Below are 21,979 nucleotides of genomic sequence, written 5' to 3'. Positions count from 1 at the left end.
TTTTTGAGGAAGATATGTATGCTATCATTTTAAACGAAGGTTCGCTTTCTACTCTGAAAGCTCCTACATTGCATGAATCTAGTGTACCCAAACTTTAGATTATGTAGAGAAATGGAACCACTGTAGGGTTTCATTTCTCATGTTTGAATCAGTTGATGGTAATTATGTTTCCGCATTTCATAATTATTATCAGTGATATATGTAAGGCATCCATATGAAAATAAGAGGCTGTTCAAAGGTTTTCCGTACTTTTGGGCAGCCTCACCCCGTTAAAAGGACGATACTTTATGTATCGTCCTTTTTGTATAAAAAAACATCCAATCAATTGAGAGATTGATTGGATGTAAAAACATTATTAATAATGTTTTTTGCGTTTTGTAGCTAAAATACTTAATAATCCAGCTAGTAGAAGGACGATACCTACTGTTTGTGTAGGGTCTTTTTTATGACCTGTATTTGGAAGGTGTTTATCCGTATTTCGATCATCTTGCTGTTTGTTATCTGTTTCATTTGATGTTTCTTCGGAAGTTCCGTTTTTGTGTTTCTCAGATGTTTCATTGCCTTTGTTTTCTTCTTTATTTGGAGGAGTAACTGGCTTGTCATCTCCACCTGACGAAGATTCAATCTTTTTATTTGAAACTGTAATTTGTAGTGGTGTAGCTTGGGCTTTATCAATTGTAAAGTTTATTGGTGATGCATCTAATTGATAGCCTTTAGGAGCCTGTGTTTCTACTAATTGATAATTACCAGGTTTCAAATCATTTACGATTACTTTTCCGTGTTGGTCTGTTTTTAAACCTTCTCGGATGATTTTTCCATCTTGGTCTAAAATATTGAAAATGGCACCTTCAAGTGTTCCATGGTGATCAATATCAACTTTAGTTAACTCAATTGAACCTGTTGTTAAACTATTTAAAGCTGTAACAGAGGTAACCTGAGATTGTCCTTTCGTAATTGTGAAAGGAATTGGTTTAATGTTTAAATCATAGCCAGTTGGAGCTTTCGTTTCAATGAACTGATAATCTCCTGGACGTAAATCAGAAACAGAAATCTTCCCATCTTTATCAGTAGTTAAATCAGAATGAACATCCTTACCGTTCATATCTACAATTTTAAAGATAGCCTCTGCAAGAGTAGTACCATCGATGTCATCAACTTTAGTTAATTCAACTGCGCCTTTAGTTAAGCTGTTAGTAGCAGTAACAGAAGCTTTAGCAGTTTGGCTCTTTTCAACAGTAAACTTGATAGGATTTTGGTTTAAGTCATAATGCTTAGGAGCTTTCGTTTCAATAAACTGATAATCTCCCGGACGTAAATCAGAAACAGAAATCTTCCCATCTTTATCAGTAGTTAAATCAGAACGAACATCCTTGCCGTCCATATCTACAATTTTAAAGATTGCTCCTTCAAGAGTAGTACCATCGATGTCATCAACTTTAGTTAATTCAACTGCGCCTTTAGTTAAGCTATTCGTAGCAGTAACAGAGGCGATTTTTTTTTGGCCTTTTTTAACTGTGAACTTAATAGGTGTTTTGTTTAAGTCATAGTGTTCAGGAGCTTTTGTTTCGATAAACTCATAGTCTCCTGGCGGTAATTCATCCACAACTAAACGGCCGTTTTTATCAGTAGTTAAATCGGTACGAACATCGTGTCCATCCTTATTAACAATTTTAAATACTGCACCTTCAAGTGTTGTGTTTTGCTTGGCATCATCAACTTTAATTAACTCAACACTACCTTTCGTTAAGCTATTAATAGCTGTAACGAAGACATGCTTTGTTTGACTTCTTTCGATTGTGAACTTAATTGGTTCTTCATTTAAGTCGTAATGTTTAGGAGCTTTTGTTTCAATAAATTGATAGTCTCCTGGTTGTAAGTCTTTAGCGATGATTTTTCCGTCTTTATTGGTAACTAAATTCGTACGAATGTCGTTACCGTTCAGATCAGTAATTTTAAATACCGCACCTTCTAGCATTTCTTTCTTATCTATAGAGTCAACTTTCGTTAATTCCACGCCACCTTTTGTTAGGCCATTCTTAGCAGTAACAGAAGCGTGAGTTAGTTGACTTCTTTCGATAGTGAAGCTAATAGGTGTTTTATTTAAATCGTAATGCTTAGGAGCTTTCGTTTCAATGAATTGATAGTCTCCTGGGCGTAAGTTCGTAGCAGTAATCTTACCATCTTTATCAGTAGTTAAATCAGTGCGAACAATTTTACCTTTCGCATCGATGATGTTAAACACTGCATCAGAAAGTTTTGTATCTGGATTTATATCATCCACTTTTATTAATTCTACAGCACCCTCAGTTAAGCTATTTGTAGTAGTAACTTGGAGCTTTTCTTTTTGGCTTTTCTTAATTGTAAACTTAATAGGTGTACTATCTAATTTATAGTGTTCAGGAGCTTTCGTTTCAACAAACTGATAGTCCCCAGGACGTAAATCAGAAACGGAAATTTTTCCATGTACATCTGTTGTAAGCTCAGTACGAATCTCGTTACCATTCAGATCAGTAATTTTAAATACCGCATCTTTAAGAGCAGTACCATCTACATCATCCACTTTAGAAAGTTCCACAGCGCCTTTCGTTAAGCTATTTGTAGCTGTAACGGAGATAGGATCAGCTTGGCTCTTTGTAATTGTGAATGGAATTGGCTCTTTGTTTAAATCGTAGTGTTTCGGAGCCGTTGTCTCGATGAATTGATAATCACCAGGACGTAGGTCAGAAACGCTAATTTTACCTTGTTGATTCGTAACAAGATTTTTGCGAATTACAGTACCATTCATATCCACAATTTTAAATACTGCGCCTTCAAGAGTAGTGCCATCGACGTCATCCACTTTAGAAAGTTCCACGCCGCCTTTTGTTAAACTATTTTTCATAGTAACGGTAGCAATATCTTTTTGGCTTTTTTCAATTGTAAATATAATTGGTTTTTTGTCTAAATCATAGTGTTCAGGAGCCGTTATTTCAACGAATTGATACGTACCAGGACGTAAGTTTTCGATAACGATTTTACCTTCACTGTTTGTTTTTAAATCTGTTTTAAGTACTTTGCCATCTTGATCCAGTAAATTAAATACCGCATCAGCAAGTTTTGTTTGAGTGTTTAAATCATCAACTTTAAGTAATTCGATACTACCTTGTTTTAAGCTATTTGTAGCAGTTAAAGAAATAGCTCTCTTCTGTCCTTTTTCAATAGTGAATTTGATTGGTGTTTCATCTAAAACGTAATGCTTAGGAGCTTTCGTTTCGATAAATTGGTAATCACCAGGACGTAGGTCATTAATTTCGATTATTCCTTGTTCATTTGTAACAAGGTCTTTATGAACTACATCACCGTTCATATTAACAATTTTAAATACTGCATCTTTAAGAACAGTGCCATCAACATCGTCTACTTTAGAAAGTTTAACTGCACCCTTTGTTAAAGCATTTGTAGCAGTGATATGAAGAGTTTCAGTTTGGCTCTTTTTAATTGTAAATACGATAGGTTTTTTATCTAAATCGTAATGTTCAGGAGCAATTGTTTCAACGAATTGATACGTACCAGGACGTAGGTTTTCAACAACAATTTTACCTTCATCATTTGTTTTTAAGCCTTTTTTAACTAGCTCTCCGTCTGCATCTAATAAATTAAATACGGCGTTAGCAAGTTTTGTAGTTATATCAATATCGTCAATCTTTGTTAGTTCAACGCTACCGTTTTTCAAAGCATTTTTGCCTGTAACATTGATCTCTTTCGTTTGACTTCTTTCAATTGTAAATGGAATCGTTGTTTCATCTAATACATAGTGCTCAGGAGCTTTTGTTTCAATGAACTGATAGTCTCCAGGGCGTAAATCAGAAACAGAAATTTTACCGTTTTTATCTGTAACAAGATTCGTATGAACTTCCTTACCATTCATATCCACAATCTTAAAGATTGCACCTTCGAGCATCGTACGATCGATGTCATCAATTTTTGTTAATGTTACTGCACCTTTCTTTAAACTGTTAGTAGCAGTAACAGTAATATTCTCTTTTTGACTTTTTTCGATAGTGAATGGAATAGGGTCTTTGCTTAAGGTATAGTCTTTTGGAGCTTTTACTTCAATAAATTGATAGTCTCCAGGACGTAAATCAGAAGCAGAAATTTTACCGTTTTTATCAGTTGTTAAACCTTTGCGAATTACCTTTTTAGTATCATGAGCGTCAACGATTATAAATTCTGCACCTTCAAGAGTAGTGCCATCAACATCATCAACTTTTGTTAAAGTGACGCCACCTGTAAGTAAACTATTTTTTACAGTAACAGGGATAGGAAGATCTTCCTTACTACCTTTTTTAATTGTGAACTTAATAGGTGTTTTGTCTAATTTATAATGTTCAGGGGCTTTTGTTTCGATAAATTGATAATCCCCTGGTGCTAAATCAGGAATAACTAATACTCCGTAATCATCTGTTGTTAAATCTTTCATAATTTCTTTGCCAGTTGCATCTTGCAATGTGAATACAGCGCCGGCAAGAGCTTTACTACTTTCCACATCATCTTCTTTAATAAGTTTAACTTTTCCTTTCGTTAAACTATTTTTAAATGTAAGTGGAAGGAGTTTTTGTTGTCCTTTTTCGATTGTAAATTCAATTGGTTCTACATTTACATCGTAATAAGTTGGAGCCTTTGTTTCGATAAGCTTATAGTTACCAGGACGTAAGTCATCTACAACTAGAATTCCTTTACTATTCGTAACAAGGTCCGTACGAACATCTTCATTAGTATCTCTATTAACGATTTTAAATACTGCACCTTCAAGTGTTTCCTTTTCATCTGCAGCATTCACTTTTGTTAACTCAATACCGCCTTTTGTTAAGCTGTTTTTAGCGGTAACAGTAGCCTGAGTTGTTTGACTTTCTGTAATCGTAAATTTAATTGGTTTTGTATTTTTGTCGTAATACTTCGGTGCTGTTACTTCGATAAATTTATAATCGCCAGGGCGTAAGCCAGTAGCGATAGCTTTACCATCCGCACCAGTTTTTACATTTTCGCGAATAACTTTCTTTTCATCATTTGCATCAACAATTTTAAATACAGCACCTTCAAGAGCTGTACCATCGATATCATCAACTTTTGTTAATTCAACATCTCCTGGTTTTAAAGCATTTTCAGCTTTCACAAGTAGAGTTTCTTTCTGACTTCTATCGATTGTAAATTCAATAGGTTCTGCTCGTAAAACGTAATGTTCAGGAGCAGCTATTTCAATAAATTTATACGTACCAGGACGTAGGTTACTAACTTTAACTTTACCGTGTTTATCAGTAGTTAAGTTAGTGTGAGGGGAAACGTCATTATTATTTGTATCGACAAGTTTGAATACAGCACCTTCTAGTGGTTTTTTCTCACCAAACTCATCAACTTTTAATAATTCAACCTCGCCCGTTTTTAAGCTGTTATTTGCCGTAACAGTAGCAAGAGTTTGTTGGCTTTTATCAATTGTAAACTCGATAGGGTTTGTACTTAACGTATAATCCTTAGGAGCTTCTGTTTCGATAAATTTATAAGCACCAGGCTCTAGATCTTTAACGGTAACTTTTCCATCTGAACCTGTTTTTATATTTTCACGAATTATTTGTTTCTCGTCATTCGCATCGACAATTTTAAATACAGCACCTTCAAGGGCAGTGCCATCGACATCATCGACTTTCGTTAAAGTGACACCACCTTTAATGAGGTGATTTGTCGCTGTAACAGTAAGTGCTTTCTGTTGGCTCTTTTCAACTGTAAATTTAAGCGGTTTTTTATCTATTTCATAATGTTCAGGTGCTTTTTCTTCAACAAATTGGTACTCTCCAGGAAGTAAATTTTTCGCTTCGATTTGTCCGTTACCATTTGTCGTTAATTTGGTATAACCAGGGATTTTTTTGTTATTTCGGTCCCGTACACTAAATACTGCACCTTCTAAAGTATTACCCTCTTTATCAACTTTTTTTAGGATAGCTGAGCCTCTAATTAAGCTGTTTTGGGCCTCTTTATTAATTACTGTTGTTTGATCTTCCTCGATTTTAAATTCAATAAGTCGATCATCTAATTGATAATGCTCAGGAGCCTTTATTTCTTTTAAGTAGTAAGTTCCTGGTTTTAAATTATCTACAGTAATTTGTCCTTTATCATTTGTTATTAATTCTTTATGTTCAGGAATGACATTATGGTTTTGATCAAGCAGAGAGAAAACTGCATTTTTAAGCTTTTCTTTGTTATGAGCATCGGTCTTTGTAAGTACTACTTTTCCAACAAATTTCTCGTTTTTAAGAGTATATGTTGTAGTTTCTTCTGCACCAAGCTTAACAAGTTTACCTGCTTTTAATTCTTTACTAATGACATAGCCATCAAGAGTTTTCATTTCTCTAAGCAGATATTCATCGCGTTTTAAGTTGTTAAACTGAGCGATACCATTGTCGTCTGTTGTAATTGTTCGAATAGCAGTTGTACCTGTGCGATCGAATAAAGTAAATACTACGCCAGATAAAATTTTATTTGGATCTGCATTATCTACTTTTTTAATTTGAAGGTTTCCGCGTCCCTTAGTAGCAGAACCGCCTCCAGATCCAGAAGATACTTTAACTACTATTTCTTCAATTTTTTCAGTTTCTGTTAATTTCAAACTATTACCAGTAATCTTCGCTTTATTGCTTACCTTTTCATTATTGTCTGCATTAATGAGTGAACGGTATTCTAAAATATAAGCTCGATCAATAGTATGAAGAAATTCAATTGTAAATTGTTGTTTCCCCGTATTGTTGTCTGTTGTTATTTTGAGTTTATAGTCTTTTCCTTCTTTTAATTCGTTTGTTGTATCTTTCGTTAAAGTGCCATCCACGGCTACTGTTGTCCCATATAGGTGGAATGACTTTTCATCGAGAATTTGATTGTCTGTCGGATCGTCTGTTACGACAGCATTTTCAATCGTTGATTGACTTGCATTAATAGAAACGCTCCAATCAATGTACTTGTCATTTTGTTTTGCTTTTTTCGTAACGCCGCTACCACCATTTTTGATCTCGAATGCACCATGAATATTGGCGATAGTTTCCGATCCATCTTTTAATTTGGCGTAATTATCATAGCGCTTATTAATTTCTTCACCTGCAAGTGAAGTTTTAAAGCTGATATGGTACGCTGTTTTAATTTCATTTTTAAAATGAATCGTTAATGTATTTTTATTATCTTTCGTTGCATTTTCTACCGTATATTCGTCAGGGGAAACAAGTGCCCCTAATTTATAACCGTCTGCACCACCAGTTAATTCCATATGATGAATCTCAATGGAGTCTGGTATAAGTTTTTGATTGTTTTCTAGTACGTCAACGATAGAAGGGTCTTTAATAGTCCTGTTATTATAGTTAAACCCTATGTCCCATTTGATTTCTTTCGTTTGGGCATTGTAAGAACCGTATTTAAATCCGTTTCCTTTTGTATAGCCGTCAGGATTGAATCTATCATGAGATTTACTATTTTTATCGTTCCCATTTATATCTTTCCATGATAACTCAGCTGTATTTTTGAATGATTTATTATCATCCTTTTTAGATAGAGTCTCGTAATTAAAGTCTGTTGTGTACGTGATGGTTAAAGTTTTATCCATATTAGACTTATAAATACCAGCTAGTGTTACTTTGAATCCGTCAGCTGTTACATCAAGTGTGTAATCAGAGTCTAATTTCAGTTCAGTTGATCCATCAGTAATTTTGAAACTATCTTTTTGTAATGTAAGTCCACTATAGTCAAACGTATCAGTGATAACAGCATCATTTAACACGTAATTGTTATCATTTACAATAATTGTCCATTTCGTTGTTTTCTTATTGTAATCTGTATCGTTTGCATTTTTATTATGTTTCTTTATGATGTTTTGTTGTTGTAATGTAACTTTGTTTGTTTTACTCCATTTTCCATCTGCAATAATTGTATTTTCGATTTCGCCATCTTGTATAACATCATTCTTGGCTTTCGATGTATAAGTAATCACATAGGCACTATTAATATCTTCATTAAATTGTAAATCAAATCCCTCATCGGTTTCTTTTACAGTAAAGTTTGTAGCGTTGTCACCTGTAACAAGTTTTCCGTTATTATCATAAGAAGCATTTTTAACCACGATAGAACTTGCATCAACTTTATGAGATTTGTCCAAGATGTCTTTTAAAAGCGCATCAGATTGTTTAATCTCTCTCTGGTCACCGTTGAAAGTAATTGTCCATTCAATTGTTTGTGTTTTTGGATTATATTTACTAGTTTTCTCTAGATGTGTACCGCGTGAAACAGTTACAGTTGCATTTGCGGATACATCTCCTTGATTCTTGCTGGATACTTTTGCTTCATTTTTGAAACTAGTAACACTTTCGTCAGTAATTTTTGTCGCATATTCAATTTGATATGCTTTTTTCGTTTCATTTTTAAAAGCGATATTTAATTTATCGGAGGATGAAGTGAGTGTATATTCTTCTTTACTAACTTCGGCTCCACGAGTCGTTTTCCCGTTAATATCTACTTCTAACTCATAAACCTTAATAGAATCTTCATTGAGATTGGCTCCATTTGGAATATTGTCTTGGAAGACAGCGTTTGTAAGAATGTCTTTTGTTTTGTTCATTTCGACTGTCCAATTGATTTGATTCGTATTAATCGGTCTATCAGGTATACCTTTTTTATTCATAGATTTCTTTACATTAGGTTTGAAATCAAGCTCGATAATAACGTCTTGTTCTTTAATTGGGAAAGGAATTTTTTGTTCCGTAGTCCCTTTAATTTTTGTTTTATTGAATTCCGTACCAACTTTTAAATGACCATCTATATTAGGATTGTCTTCAACGTACTCGTTAAAAGTCATAGTTACTTTTCCGTTTAAGTCAACAACGAACGTCCCAATTTCATGTCCAGTTCCATCAACTAAAGGCTGTGTAATGGTGTTGTGGACGATAAAATATTCCGGTAGTTGGAAAATATAGTAATCTCCCTTTTTTACTTTTAATGATTCTAAAACTTCCCATGTAAAATCGATATTGGCAGCAGAATCAGGATTTGGACGATTATCTGTATCATTAAATGGTTTTCCGTCTTTATCTGTTAATTTTACGCTTGTTAAAATATTTTCTTTAATTTGCTTAGGTGATGGGTCTGGATTTTCAACAGGTTGCCCTGTTGTGTTATCACCAGGGTTCTCAGTAGGTTGCTGTGTCCCGCCATCTTTTGGCTGTTCCGTAGGCTGCTGAGGATTCCCGTTTTTCGGCTGTTCCGCAGGTTGCTGAGTGTTCCCGTCTTTTGGTTGTTCCGCAGGTTTCTGCTGTGTCTCACCATCTTTTGAATGTTTCGCAGGCTGCTGAGGATTCCCGTCTTTTGGTTGTTCCGCAGGTTTCTGCTGTGTTTCACCATCTTTTGGCTGTTCAGTAGGTTTCTGTGCGTCACCGTTCTTTTGCTCTTCGGTAGTCTGCTTAGCATCATCACTATTAATAGTAGGTGAAGTAGGGTTATCTACTTGAACAGGAACTGAGATAGTCTTAGCTACTGTACCTAGAGGGAAAGTGAGTGGGACGGCTTTTATGCCAGGTTTTAAATCTGGATTGAATACAGTGTCAAATTTAATTTTTCCCTTAACACCTTTTGAATCTTTTACTGAATCGTTAAAGACTATTTTCATTTTGTTATCGTTTGCCGTAACAAAATATTGACCAATAATTTGTTGATCTGCCATCAAGTTTCCTTGTTGGTCATTTTTTACTTTTAATGCGTTAGGTATTTGAAGAACTGTTGCATCTTTTTCTTGTGCAATTTGATGATCTTTTATTGACCAAGCATATTCTAGGTGAATGATTGATCCTGCATTTATTAAGTTTTTAGGATTTAATGCTTCGTCAATAATATGATTCGTTGCATCTTTCATTTCAACAGTGTCAAATAAGGAATCTCCTGTTAAGGTTTCCGCTTTTACTTGATTGTATGGAAAACTAGCAAGTTGCGAAAATAGTACGAATACAATTAAACATACATTGAAAAGTTTTTTCATTTTTCCTCCTCTGAACATTCATTTGTCCATTGGGGACTTATTCCACATGAACAAATGGAATATAAAAAGTATTTTTTATAAGCTATTTACTTTTTGCTATCCCTCCGTTTCTATACGCGTTCTCAGACAAGTAGGATTATGTTCAAAGTAATATTATTTAACGTAAAACAAAATGTATATTTACACAGTTCTGTGGAAATATACACAATTCGACAAAAAATGTCGAAAAAAATACTGATATTAAAGAATGATATCAGACCTTTATATGTGAGATAGTTTTCATGTATATCTAGTAAAAAAGAATGGTTATAAAGGTAAGTTTTACGATACATACTAACCAATGTAGTGTATCCCTTTGTGAAGGCTTATTTTTGCCTTAAAGTTATGTGGAGATAAAAAGCTAGATAGGGTTGGTTTTGGTCAGAATGAAGACAATATGTACTTTGAAAATAGTCATTTATTTTGTCTAAAGAGAGTTGTGCGATTAGTGGACCGAAGTTGAAAGATGATAGTTTCTTACATTGTTAGAGGAATATAAGAATTACAGAATATTCGACTAACACGTTACTACGGTCATTTTTGAGACTGTTTAAACAATAAGAAAGAAGGTGTTTTACTCCTTAGTTACAATATCTTTTTAGTAAAGATAAGCTTAAGTAACCTCCGCTAAAGATTATATACTTAAATGATAAAGAGTTCAACAGTAGTTCACATATTTTCCCAAAAATAAAAACGGCTGTTTTATGTGGAATAAATCTACAAAACAGCCGTTTTTGGTATTAGATTTCTGTTAAAATTATTGGTTCGCCGCGCGTTACGACAACGGTATGTTCACATTGTGCAACAAGACTTTTATCAGGTGTAACGAATGTCCAGCCGTCGTCACCACGTTCAATAATATGATCAGCTTTCATAGAGATGAACGGTTCTACAGCGATAACAAGACCGTCTTTTAGAAGCGCATTATCCATTGGATCATAGTAACTTAAAATGTGATTTGGTGCTTCATGTAAGCTAAGACCAATGCCGTGACCAGTTAAGTTTTGAATAACATTGTATCCACTTTTATGTGCGAAGTTTGAAACAGCACGACCAATTTGATTTTGTTTTGAGCCAGCTCTAACCTTTTTCATTGCTGCCCAAAATGCATCAACTGCTGCTTGGCAAAGCTTTTCTTTTGCTTCGTCTTCTCCAAGAACAAATGAGATACCTGTATCTGCATAATAGCCATCAAGTGCAGCAGATACATCGACGTTTACTAAGTCGCCTTCTTTTAATACGCGATCTCCTGGAATACCATGAGCAACTTCCTCATTTACACTAATGCAAGTTACACCTGGGAAATCATATTCTTTTTCAGGTGCAGAAATAGCACCATGCTCATCTAATACTTTTTTACCGATCAAATCAAGCTCTTTCGTTGTCATACCTGGCTTCGCTTGTTTTTTCATTTCTTCACGTGCAAGCGCAACGATGCGGCCGATTTTTCGTAAGCCTTCTAAATCTTGTTCATTACGAATAATCATGAAAACCACTGTCCTTCCTCGAATATATATCTTATCCGATTGTATCATGTTTATTTTCGTCCTGCTACTCGCTTGCGGTATGCGGGTTGATTCCTCTCATAAAGAATACATGACAATTGTCATATCGATGTCATGACGCATCATACTGTTTCCTAAGTTTTCCAAGTAATACAATGTAAATATAAGAAACAGCGGGGGTGGAGAGATGGAAAAGATTATTGAAGTAAATGGTGTTTCTAAAACATTTAAACATAAAAACGCAGTAAATAATGTTTCATTTCATGTAAATAAAGGGGAAATAGTAGCGTTACTTGGTCCGAATGGTGCGGGGAAAACAACGACGATGTCGATGATGCTTGGATTAAAGGACCCAACAGAAGGTAAGGTCTTTATATTTGGAAAGAGTCCAAAGCATAGAGATGTTCGTAATAGCCTCGGTGCGATGCTGCAAGAAGTAAGTGTCATTGATAGTATTACGGTGGAAGAGGCAATTGAGTTATTCCGTAGTTATTATACGAATCCTATAGCGAAAGAAACGTTACTGCAGTTATCAAATTTAGAATCAGAGCGAAAGCAAAGATGTGAGAAGTTATCAGGTGGGCAAAAAAGAAGGTTAAACTTTGCGCTTGCACTTGCGGGAAATCCAGATTTGTTATTTTTAGATGAGCCGACAGTCGGAATGGATATTACGTCTCGAAGAACGTTTTGGGAAACGATTCGAAAGTTAGCAAGTGAAGGGAAAACGATTATTTTAACGACGCATTATTTAGAAGAAGCAGATGCTTTAGCGAATCGTATCTTATTATTTGCGAATGGAAAGATTATCGCAGATGGTACACCAGACGAAATGAAAGCAACGATTTCGCGAAAAACAATCACATTTTACTCGAAGGAAAGCATTCCTACAAAGTTACTAAAGGAATTACCAAATGTAACAGAAGTAAAGTCAAACGAAGGACGCTTCATTTTAACAACGGAGGATACGGATGCAACTTTAAAAGCCATTTATCAAAGGAATTTACCTGTAATAGATGTTTCAGTTGAACGTGGAAGCCTTGATGAAGCATTTGAACAGTTTGTCGCAAATCAGAAGGAGGAAATCGCATGAGAGCATTATGGATGCAATGCAAAATAGAAATTTTACGTACATTCCGCAATAAATTATTTATCTTTTTCTCATTATTAATGCCTGTTATGTTTTACTACATTTTTACAAATGTTGTTCAAGTACCACAAAACGGAGATGCGTGGAAAGCACACTATTTAATTTCGATGGCAACTTTCAGTATTGTAGGGACTGCACTCTTTAGTTTCGGTGTGAGACTTTCTCAGGAAAGAGGGCAAGGATGGACACATCTTTTGAAAATCACACCACTTCCAGAGGGTGCGTATATAACTGCTAAAATTATTGCCCAAACAGTGGTGAATGCTTTTTCAATCTTAGTTATTTTTATAGCAGGGATATTGATTAATCATGTTGAGTTAACGGTAGGGCAATGGATTGGTGCGGGGTTATGGTTATTGTTAGGGGTAACACCATTTTTAGCATTAGGAACAGTAATAGGTTCCATTAAGAAGGCGGACGCAGCTGCTGGCTTAGCAAATATCTTAAATATGAGTTTAGCTATAGTTGGTGGGTTATGGATGCCGATTGAAGTATTCCCAAAAATATTAAGAACAATTGGTGAATGGACACCAACATACCACTTCGGAAGCGGTGCGTGGGATATTGTAGCTGGAAAATCAATTGGATGGGAAAATATCGCGGTATTAGGAGGTTATTTCCTTATATTTGTTGTAGTATCAATATATATAAGAAAAAGACAGGAAGCGGTATAAATGATAGAGAAGAAGAGGATTGAGATTTTTCCGAAACATATGGGATTCTTCCCGTATATGTGGTTTGTTTATCTATTATTTCCAATTTATCACTTAGCGCAGGCATCAGGATGGAAGCTTGTAATAGGAAGCGGTATGTTGATAATTTTTATCGTCACATACCGTCAGCTTTATTTTGTTCAGAGGACGTTTGTTTTTTGGGCGTGTATTCAAATGGTACTCATCTTTTTATTTGCTTTATTTTATAATCCTTTTATGATATTTTTTGGCTTTTTCACAGCAAGTGCGATGGGATTTGCGCCAAATAAGAAAGTATTTCGAGTGCTGTTATGTTCGTTAGTTATCATGCTTGGAGCATTTTTATTTGTAAATATGAATCAACTAACAACTACAAGTTTAGTAAATATCGTTCCGATGTTTATTTTAATGCTTCTTACGCCATTTGGTATGCGCAATTTTAATCAGAAAAAGATGTTAAAGAACCAACTGAATGAAGCAAACGAGCAAATTAAAGACTTAGTAAAACGTGAAGAACGGCAGCGGATTGCAAGAGATCTTCATGACACATTAGGACATACGTTATCTCTTATTACTTTGAAAAGCCAGCTTGTAGAGAAGTTAATTGTGAAAAATCCGGAGCGTGCAAGTGTGGAAGCGAAGGAAATTACACAAACGTCTCGTACAGCCTTAAAACAGCTGAGAGAATTAATTTCTGATATGCGTATGATTACGGTAGAAGAAGAGCTAGAGCAAATAAAAGCGATCTTACAAGCAGCTAATATTGAATTAGAAGTGAGGCAAGAAGCAAGATCGAGCTCGTTATCACCAATTGAACAAAATATTGTCGGGATGTGTTTACGTGAGGCTGTTACAAATGTTGTAAAACATAGTAAGGCAACGCGATGCGCAGTTTCTGTATTAGAATCGCAAGGTGAGCTGATTTTGAAAGTAGAAGATAACGGAATCGGTTTAACAGATCAAAATCATGATGGAAATGGTATCCGTGGCATGAAAGAACGAATTGCTCTTATTGATGGATTTGTTGAACTAGGTACAATCAATCCAGGGACGTTGTTAACAGTAAAAGTTCCAGTTGTTATTAGAACAGGAAAAGATGAGGTGAGGGCATGATTCGAATTATTATTGCAGAAGATCAACGGATGCTTCGTGGTGCATTAGGGGCCCTACTTGATCTAGAAGATGATATCGAAGTAATTGGGCAAGCGGCAAACGGGGAAGAGGCACTAAAATTAATTGAATCGTTAAAACCGGATATAAGTATTATGGATATTGAAATGCCGATTCAAAGTGGATTAGATGTTGCTGAAGCGTTAAAGAAAGAAAAATCATTATGTAAAGTAATAATTTTAACAACATTTGCACGGCCGGGATATTTTGAAAGAGCAATGAAAGCTGGTGTGCACGGCTATTTGTTAAAGGATAGCCCAAGTGAAGATTTAGCAGCAGCAATTCGTAATGTAATGAAGGGGAAACGAGAGGTCTCCCAAGATTTAATGTTCGGCCTATGGCAGGAGCAAAATCCGTTGTCAGATCGCGAAAAGGAAGTATTGTTGCTTGCGAAAGAAGGAAAGACGGCAAACGAAATTGCGAAGGCACTTTATCTTTCACCGGGTACAGTGCGTAATTATATTTCTGAAGTATTAACGAAGCTCGATGCGAAAAATAGAATTGAAGCAATTACAATTGCGGAAGAAAAGGGTTGGATATGAAAAGAAGTTTACCTATGATTGGTAAACTTCTTTTTTTATTATTGTACCGCTATTACTTTATTTATTTTTTGTAACGGTTTGTAACCGTGTGCTTCAAATGCCTTTGCAAATTCATTTGATACGGCAGTGCCATATAAATCTTTTGCAGCTTGTACAATATGAGATTGAAGTGATTCAAAGTCTTCAGCGGAAGTTGCATAATTTTGCAATGTACGCATAACAACTTTACTTACTTTTTCATTTCCTTGCTTTTGAACAGCAACACCGTTATATGTTTTACCTTCAGCTAATTGATATAATACGTGACTGATAATACCAGAATTTACGTGTGATTCTTGATTATTACCATCGTTATAGAAATCTTGTAAATTTGTATATAGTTTATGGCCGCCGTCACCAATTTCCCTTGGGATATCACGAATTGTTAGGCCACCTAATGTATCGCCCATAATCCAATTTCCTTTATCTTTCTTTACGTAATATTCGATTTGTGTACCCCAGAAATCTGCTAATCCCTCGTTTAGTGCAGATGTTTCAGCGCTTGGATATCTCACGACTTTATTTTTCGTCGTGCCACTGAATACAGCATGTCCAAATTCATGAGCTGTTACATCAAGAGCTGATGTTAGTTTTCCGTCTAAACCATCACCAAATACCATTTGGTTCCAAGCAGGATGCCAAAATGCATTTACATAGTCTTCTTTTAAACCATCACTAACTTCAGTAGAATCAAAACCGTGTACACTAGCAACAACTTTTGAATCTTTATTGTCGTAACTTTTTAGATTATGTTCTTTCTTAAAGTAATCATAAATATCACTCATGTTCTTCATAGCGCCCGCGGCTTCTTTATCTGCAAAATTAGGAGTACTACTTGAAATTAGTGTCCCTGGATAACCAGCTTGACTATATCCCCCGAGGGAATCGGCGTAGTTTGCATTATAAATATAAATACCATTTCCGCGTGATAAATCGGCTAAATAAAATTTTCCATCAGTTCCTTTGGCAATATTGAAAGAGATGTTTTCTTGAAGTGCATTTTTCCCAGTTCCTTGCTCACTTGCGGGGGATAATCTAGGTGATGTTACTTGATTTATAGTCTTATTCTCTTTGTTTTTAATGAATTTTTCTTGGAAAAGTACTTCGCCAGTTTTTAAATCAACTATAGCATTGCCGTTTATAATTTGTTCATTGTTTTCATAAGTAAATGTAATAACAGTTGCGAATGTATAATAGCCATCTTTTTTCTTATAAACAACGGTTTCGCTAGAGAATTCTGTCTCAACTGCATCACTTGGAATTTGAACTATATCGCGTAATTTAGATTTTACTTCATTTTTCGACAAAAAATTTGTTATAGTAAGATTAGGTTGTTGATTCAAATTTTGAACAACTTTACCACTAACAGTTGTGATTACTCCATTTTTATCTACTTTTACAATGAGATCTTGGCCATATACTTTATAGTTTTTATATGTTTGTGCAAGGCGAACTTCGGTTTGATTTTCTTTGGTTTCTTTATTTGTAGGTTGGAAATCTACATTTTTTTCAGTAGTGACTTGTTCTTGTTGAGCTTTCGCCCCATTTACCTCACCTTTTAAATACTTTTTAGCAATATTTTCTTTCGTATCATTTTGAGGTTGTGTTAATTTACCGATTGTTAAACCAGGCTGAGCAATTTCAACTTTGACTGCACCTTTGTCTAATTCTTGAGCATGAATAGCTTCTGTTGATAAAGGGCAAAGAAGACCGAATGTAACGAAAGCACTAGCAAGTTTTCTATAATTCATCTATAACACTCCTAATCTATTATTGTATGTGAGATGAATTGTATGAAAAATTTGCCGAATTTTATATATATTATGCATTATTTCATATCAAAAATTGTCGAATTCACATTATTGTAGTGGTATGACAACTCAAAAAATTAGATTGTTCTAATGGGATGGTGAGTAAGTATGCACGCAGAAAAATTAGGAAGTGAAATTAAGAAAATTAGGGTGATGAGAGGATTAACACAGAAACAGTTATCCGAGAACATATGTCATCAATCGGAAGTAAGTCGAATTGAATCGGGCGCGGTATACCCAAGTATGGATATATTGCAAGGTATCGCAGCAAAATTACAAGTTCCCATTATTCATTTTTATGAGGTACTCATTTATTCTGATATTGAAAGAAAAAAACAGTTTAAAGATCAAATCATTATGCTTTGTAAGCAAAAAAGATATAAAGAAATTTATAATAAAGTATGGAATGAGCTGAAAAAGGAAGAATATCATCCTGAATTTCAGCAGTTTCTTCAATGGCAATATCATGTAGCAGCTTACATATTAAAGAAAATCGATTACGAATATTGTATTTTAGAATTGAAAAAATTGTTAAATCAACAGTTAGCTGGAATAGACGTATACCAAAATCTTTATATAGAAAATGCGATTGCAAATATTTATGCTGAAAATAGCTATTTTAAGAAGAGTATTGAGTTATTTGAAGATATATTAAAACAATTAGATGTATTGCATGATAATGAAGAATTTGAAGTGAAGGTAAGATATAATCATGCAAAAGCATTATATTTAGATAATCAATATGAAGAGTCACTTTATCAAGTAAATAAAGCGATTGAAATATCATGCCGAATTAATAGTATGGCATTAATTGGACAGCTATATTATCAAAGAGGTGAATGCCTAGGGAGGTTGGAGTACGATGAGGCAGAGGTTGAAGATGCATATAAAAAGGCAAGTTTCTTTTTTGATATATTAGAAATGCATGCATATAAAGAAGCGCTCGTAAATAAAATCAGTAGATAAATATCCTAAAAAATGGGTATGCATAATTGCATATAATAGGGATAAATTTTCATGATATATTAAAATAAAAAATGTGGGTGATGGAATATGAAGAAATTACTTATTGGTAGTTTATTAACGTTAGCGATGGCATGGGGTATTTCATTAGGCGATACGGCATTAGAGAAAAGCCATATAATTTCTCATAACGATCAAGAGGTACAATTAGCTAAAGATTTACCTTTTGAATATTAAAAAACAACCGTCTTACTTAGGCGGTTGTTTTTTTATGGAGTAACATCCAAACGTCTTTACTAGAAACAGGTTTGCTAATAAAGAATCCTTGAATGTGATCACAATTTTGTTTATGTAAAAATTCCCATTCTTCTGCTGTTTCTACACCTTCTGCAATCACTTTTAAATTTAGTTCTTTTGATAGTGTAATAATGGAAGAGACAATTGCTTCTTCTAAAGGACTAGTTGTAATTCCACAAATAAACTCTCGAGCGATTTTTAATGTGTTGATTGGGTATTTTGTTAAATAAGCTAAAGAACTATAACCAGTTCCAAAGTCGTCGATTGAAATTTGAATACCGAGATTTTGAAGTTGTTCTAGTTTTGCAACTACAGATTGATTTTGATTAATTGCGATGCTTTCCGTAATTTCAATATCTAGTGCTTCTGGTTTCAGTTCTGTTTCTTCCAACACCTTTGAAATAGTTGGGATTAAATCTGCATGGTTAAATTGAACAACAGATAAATTTACACCAACTTTTAAGTGAGAAAAACCTTGATTATGCCATCTTTTTGCCTCTAAGCAGGCAGTACGTAAAATCCAATTGCCAAGTTCAATAATAAAACCAGTTTCCTCTGCTAGAGGGATAAATTGGGCAGGAGATACGATACCGAGTTTTGGATGCTTCCAACGTATTAATGCTTCAAAACCGATAATTTGTTTTGTTTTTGTGCTTACTTGTGGCTGGTATTCAAGGAAAAATTCATTTTGTTGTAATGCTTTTGAAAGTTCACCTTCTAAGAATTGAATTTCATTTTGAGCGATACTCATTTCTTTTGAGAAGAAAACAAATCTGTTTTTTCCATTTGCTTTCGCACGGTACATAGCCATATCAGCATTTTTCATTAACTCATTTACATTAGTTCCATAATCAGGGTACATCGCAATTCCGATACTTGGTGTAATAGAGAGTTCTTCGCCTTGAATGAAGAATGGTTTGTTTAAAATAGTTAAAATCTGTTCAGCTATAAAAATTGCACTTTTTTCTGAGTACATTTCTGGTAATAGAATTGTAAACTCATCTCCACCTTGGCGAGCGACGATATCTTTTGAACGCAAGCAACCGCGTAATCTTTTTGCTACTTCAATTAATAATAAATCTCCGACGTCATGACCAAGTCTATCGTTAATTTTTTTAAATCGATCTAAATCAAGGAATATGACGGCAACATCATTTGCGTTAGTTTGGGCTGTATTTAAAATGGCTTTTAAATCTTTTTCGAACTTTCGGCGATTTGGTAATCCAGTAAGTGCATCGTGAAAGGCTAAATGCTCTACTTGTTTTTGTTTTTCATATAAAGTTGTAATATCACGCGCTATCCCAAACATTCCGACCACTTCTTTGTTTATAAAAGTAGGGATAAGTGTAATATGAAGATAATAATAATAGCCTTCTTGTTCTTTTGTACGAACTTCTAACGTTTGTGGCCTACCTTCCTTTGTAATTTGTAAAGCCTTCTTTAGTAGTTCGTGGTCTTTTGAATCAATGAAGTGTACCAGAGAATAGCTTGCTACTTCACAATAATAGGCAGTAAATAAGCTTTCGCATGCCTTATTAGATTGTTGAAAAATGCCATTCATATTTAAAGAGAAAACGGCATCGGGATGATCTTCGAATAAAGACTTATAGCGTTGTTCACTTTTTGATAATGCAAATGCACCTTCTTCAACTTCATCCTCTAGTTGTGTAGTCAACTGTTCATATGTAAGGATTAGTGCTTGATTATCTTTCCACATGTAAAGTTGCCGCAAGAATAACAAAATAAGTGATAATACGAGACCAATTAACATAAATTTATCATCCCAAGGTTGAATGATAATAAAGGAAAAAGTAATAATTATACTAAAATAAGGTAGTATAAAACGTACATAATCGAATCGATAATATTTTGCTTTCGTTTCATGTTGCATTGGTTTATCCAAGATATATAGTATGGAAGAAAGTCCAATTAATAAAATAGAAGCAGTGTGTATTAAATAATTAAATTCAGGAGAAGTTTTCATCCCAAAATTTAATTGAAACAGATGAATGTAACCGTATACGAGTATAATAGTGAAACCGATAATTAATGCGATTCTACTAGAAGAATATTGTTCTCTTCTATAAAGACTAATAACGGCGTAAATTACTAATGATTGTGCAATAAAATAGCCAATTAAAATCCAAGTTTCCTTTGTTAACATACGGAAGCTTGAAAGGTCCAAGATAAAAGTTAAAGTGAAATAAATGTTCATAATAACAATAAAGATGCTATCGAATGAAAATTGAGCAAGACCCTTAATAGAGTAAATTTTTATAAACTTTATAGCAAATCCAACAAAGAGTAAAACATATTGTATGATAAAAAAAGGTAATGCTTTATATGAGAATATAACTTGCTTATGAATAGAAAGTGAAGGAAGAAATAAAGTTATTTCCATAGCTAACCCGCATAGACAAGTACATAATAATAAAATCCAAAATAATTTATCACCATGCGTCATTTTTCTAATCGCTTTACATAAGCAATAGCAAGAAAAAAGTGCAGCGAAACAGAATAAGAAAAGAATCCCGATTTCTTTTATATTCGACTCATTTGGTATAAGGAATATCCAAAGAGCAAATATAAATATGTATATTATGACAGATTGTATATACTTTTTTTGATTAATCATATTATGACTCCGTTTCAATAAAGTTGAATCTCGGGGAGAAAATGCTAATTTAAATAATAGCATATAAAATAGAATATTTTTTACTATAAAAATTACTTTTTTGAAATAATGGTGCAAAGTTACAATTTACCACTGTAACTTTGCACCACCTATTCTTTTAATTCCTCTTATAGCAGAAAGTTCATCTATTAATTGGAATAGTGCTAAGTCTTTTTGTTTACTTTCAATCATAATATCGAAATTATGATTGTTTTTTTTGGCAATGTGTAAGAAGGGCTTGATAAACTCTAAATCGATATATTCAGCATGAGCCCTAAATTCTTTTTCCGATCTCGGAGAGGAAATGTGAACTTTAGGAGAGATATTTGTATGTGACCAAGTTTCAAAAATTGCAGGAAGCAACTCTTCTAGTGGTTCCTCGCAAAGATTGGCCATATGATGATGATAATCAAATACAAATGGGATATTTTCTTTTTGGCAAATTGATAAAGTTTCAGAAGTTGTATATGTTTTATCATCGTTTTCAAGAGTCATTTGTTTTTTTATATGTGCAGGAAGTTTTTTTATGTTTTCATGGAAGCGCTCAATTGCCTTTTCTTTATTTCCATAGGCTCCACCTACATGAATATTAATGTAAGAGGAATCTGCAATGCCTATAGCATCTAATACTTTATAATGATAAGTCATATCCGTAATAGCGTTAGTAGTAATATGTGGCTTGTCGCTTGTAAATAGCGTAAATTGATTTGGATGAAAACTTATTCGTAAATTGTGTTCTTTAATTAAAGCTCCTATTTTACGCCAAAGTGGTGTGAATACCTCAATATAGTCAAACTCGACTTCGGGATGTGTTGCAAGTGGGACGATTGAAGACGATAGGCGATATAGTGGGATTTCATGCGCTATATTGTAATGTAGGATACGTATTGTGTGCTCTAAATTTTGCCTTATAACATGATACAGTTTGTCTTCTCGTTCTTGCTTGCTAAGTTTCTTAAAGCTTGTAAACGTCATTGTTTTGGCAGGAGAACAGTCCCAGAGTGCCATTGCATGTGAGACATATCCAAACCGTATAATCATATGAGATACACCTCTTTTATTCA

11 protein-coding genes are annotated in these 21,979 nt (G+C 34.2%); 6 read left to right on the top strand and 5 right to left on the bottom strand.

What is annotated here, in order from left to right:
• Positions 1-355 precede the first annotated feature (355 nt).
• Both AC1Q8M_RS23115 and map read right to left on the bottom strand, forming a co-directional pair.
• A complete protein-coding gene (locus AC1Q8M_RS23115; RefSeq protein ID WP_492334197.1) occupies positions 356-10,036 on the bottom strand; it encodes a SpaA isopeptide-forming pilin-related protein in 9,681 nt (3,226 codons plus the stop codon).
• 779 nt (positions 10,037-10,815) lie between these two features.
• Entirely contained in the window at positions 10,816-11,610 is a 795-nt protein-coding gene (gene map, locus AC1Q8M_RS23110; protein ID WP_003313889.1) for a type I methionyl aminopeptidase, read from the bottom strand.
• Positions 11,611-11,767: 157 nt separating this feature from the next.
• Here map and AC1Q8M_RS23105 point away from each other — a divergent pair, with 157 nt between their 5' ends.
• Genes AC1Q8M_RS23105 through AC1Q8M_RS23090 form a run of 4 tightly spaced genes read left to right on the top strand, consistent with a single transcriptional unit; the run spans position 11,768 to position 15,131 of the window.
• A complete protein-coding gene (locus AC1Q8M_RS23105; protein WP_016513273.1) occupies positions 11,768-12,670 on the top strand; it encodes an ABC transporter ATP-binding protein in 903 nt (300 codons plus the stop codon).
• Complete coding sequence (locus tag AC1Q8M_RS23100; RefSeq protein ID WP_001202428.1) at positions 12,667-13,401, top strand: ABC transporter permease; 735 nt, start codon at positions 12,667-12,669, stop codon at positions 13,399-13,401. Before AC1Q8M_RS23105 ends, AC1Q8M_RS23100 begins: the two co-directional genes overlap by 4 nt.
• Positions 13,402-14,532 (top strand): sensor histidine kinase, encoded by a 1,131-nt coding sequence (locus AC1Q8M_RS23095; RefSeq protein ID WP_061661111.1) that lies wholly within the window; start codon positions 13,402-13,404, stop codon positions 14,530-14,532.
• Complete coding sequence (locus AC1Q8M_RS23090; protein ID WP_063549173.1) at positions 14,529-15,131, top strand: response regulator transcription factor; 603 nt, start codon at positions 14,529-14,531, stop codon at positions 15,129-15,131. Before AC1Q8M_RS23095 ends, AC1Q8M_RS23090 begins: the two co-directional genes overlap by 4 nt.
• 38 nt (positions 15,132-15,169) lie before the next feature.
• Here AC1Q8M_RS23090 and AC1Q8M_RS23085 read toward each other — a convergent pair whose 3' ends face one another.
• Positions 15,170-16,921, bottom strand: coding sequence for a M4 family metallopeptidase (locus AC1Q8M_RS23085; protein ID WP_098365858.1), 1,752 nt, complete (start codon positions 16,919-16,921; stop codon positions 15,170-15,172).
• Positions 16,922-17,089: 168 nt separating this feature from the next.
• Between AC1Q8M_RS23085 and plcR the strand changes: the two genes are divergently transcribed.
• Together plcR and AC1Q8M_RS23075 are read left to right on the top strand one after the other, a co-directional pair.
• Positions 17,090-17,947: a transcriptional regulator PlcR gene (plcR, locus tag AC1Q8M_RS23080; RefSeq protein ID WP_098365859.1), complete on the top strand. Its 858-nt coding sequence runs from the start codon at positions 17,090-17,092 to the stop codon at positions 17,945-17,947.
• Between the two features lie 87 nt (positions 17,948-18,034).
• Complete coding sequence (locus AC1Q8M_RS23075) at positions 18,035-18,181, top strand: quorum-sensing peptide PapR (RefSeq protein WP_000734730.1); 147 nt, start codon at positions 18,035-18,037, stop codon at positions 18,179-18,181.
• A gap of 16 nt (positions 18,182-18,197) precedes the next feature.
• Here AC1Q8M_RS23075 and AC1Q8M_RS23070 read toward each other — a convergent pair whose 3' ends face one another.
• Together AC1Q8M_RS23070 and uvsE are read right to left on the bottom strand one after the other, a co-directional pair.
• Complete coding sequence (locus AC1Q8M_RS23070; RefSeq protein ID WP_016513272.1) at positions 18,198-20,876, bottom strand: DUF4084 domain-containing protein; 2,679 nt, start codon at positions 20,874-20,876, stop codon at positions 18,198-18,200.
• A gap of 126 nt (positions 20,877-21,002) precedes the next feature.
• The gene (uvsE, locus tag AC1Q8M_RS23065; protein WP_098855738.1) at positions 21,003-21,956 is read right to left on the bottom strand and encodes a UV DNA damage repair endonuclease UvsE; all 954 of its coding nucleotides are present in this window, start codon (positions 21,954-21,956) and stop codon (positions 21,003-21,005) included.
• Positions 21,957-21,979 lie beyond the last annotated feature (23 nt).

It is taken from the genome of Bacillus sp. GW823-FHT06A10 (assembly GCF_058795375.1).
The sequence above is the reverse complement of the archived record's forward strand: the minus strand, read 5'-3'. Positions and strand labels throughout refer to the sequence as shown.

What these genes read in the sequence shown, in the direction of transcription:
- AC1Q8M_RS23115 (WP_492334197.1), bottom strand. Translation starts at nt 10,036, where the DNA reads ATGAAAAAACTTTTCAATGTATGTTTAATTGTATTCGTACTATTTTCG.
- map (WP_003313889.1), bottom strand. Translation starts at nt 11,610, where the DNA reads ATGATACAATCGGATAAGATATATATTCGAGGAAGGACAGTGGTTTTC.
- AC1Q8M_RS23105 (WP_016513273.1), top strand. Translation starts at nt 11,768, where the DNA reads ATGGAAAAGATTATTGAAGTAAATGGTGTTTCTAAAACATTTAAACAT.
- AC1Q8M_RS23100 (WP_001202428.1), top strand. Translation starts at nt 12,667, where the DNA reads ATGAGAGCATTATGGATGCAATGCAAAATAGAAATTTTACGTACATTC.
- AC1Q8M_RS23095 (WP_061661111.1), top strand. Translation starts at nt 13,402, where the DNA reads ATGATAGAGAAGAAGAGGATTGAGATTTTTCCGAAACATATGGGATTC.
- AC1Q8M_RS23090 (WP_063549173.1), top strand. Translation starts at nt 14,529, where the DNA reads ATGATTCGAATTATTATTGCAGAAGATCAACGGATGCTTCGTGGTGCA.
- AC1Q8M_RS23085 (WP_098365858.1), bottom strand. Translation starts at nt 16,921, where the DNA reads ATGAATTATAGAAAACTTGCTAGTGCTTTCGTTACATTCGGTCTTCTT.
- plcR (WP_098365859.1), top strand. Translation starts at nt 17,090, where the DNA reads ATGCACGCAGAAAAATTAGGAAGTGAAATTAAGAAAATTAGGGTGATG.
- AC1Q8M_RS23075 (WP_000734730.1), top strand. Translation starts at nt 18,035, where the DNA reads ATGAAGAAATTACTTATTGGTAGTTTATTAACGTTAGCGATGGCATGG.
- AC1Q8M_RS23070 (WP_016513272.1), bottom strand. Translation starts at nt 20,876, where the DNA reads ATGATTAATCAAAAAAAGTATATACAATCTGTCATAATATACATATTT.
- uvsE (WP_098855738.1), bottom strand. Translation starts at nt 21,956, where the DNA reads ATGATTATACGGTTTGGATATGTCTCACATGCAATGGCACTCTGGGAC.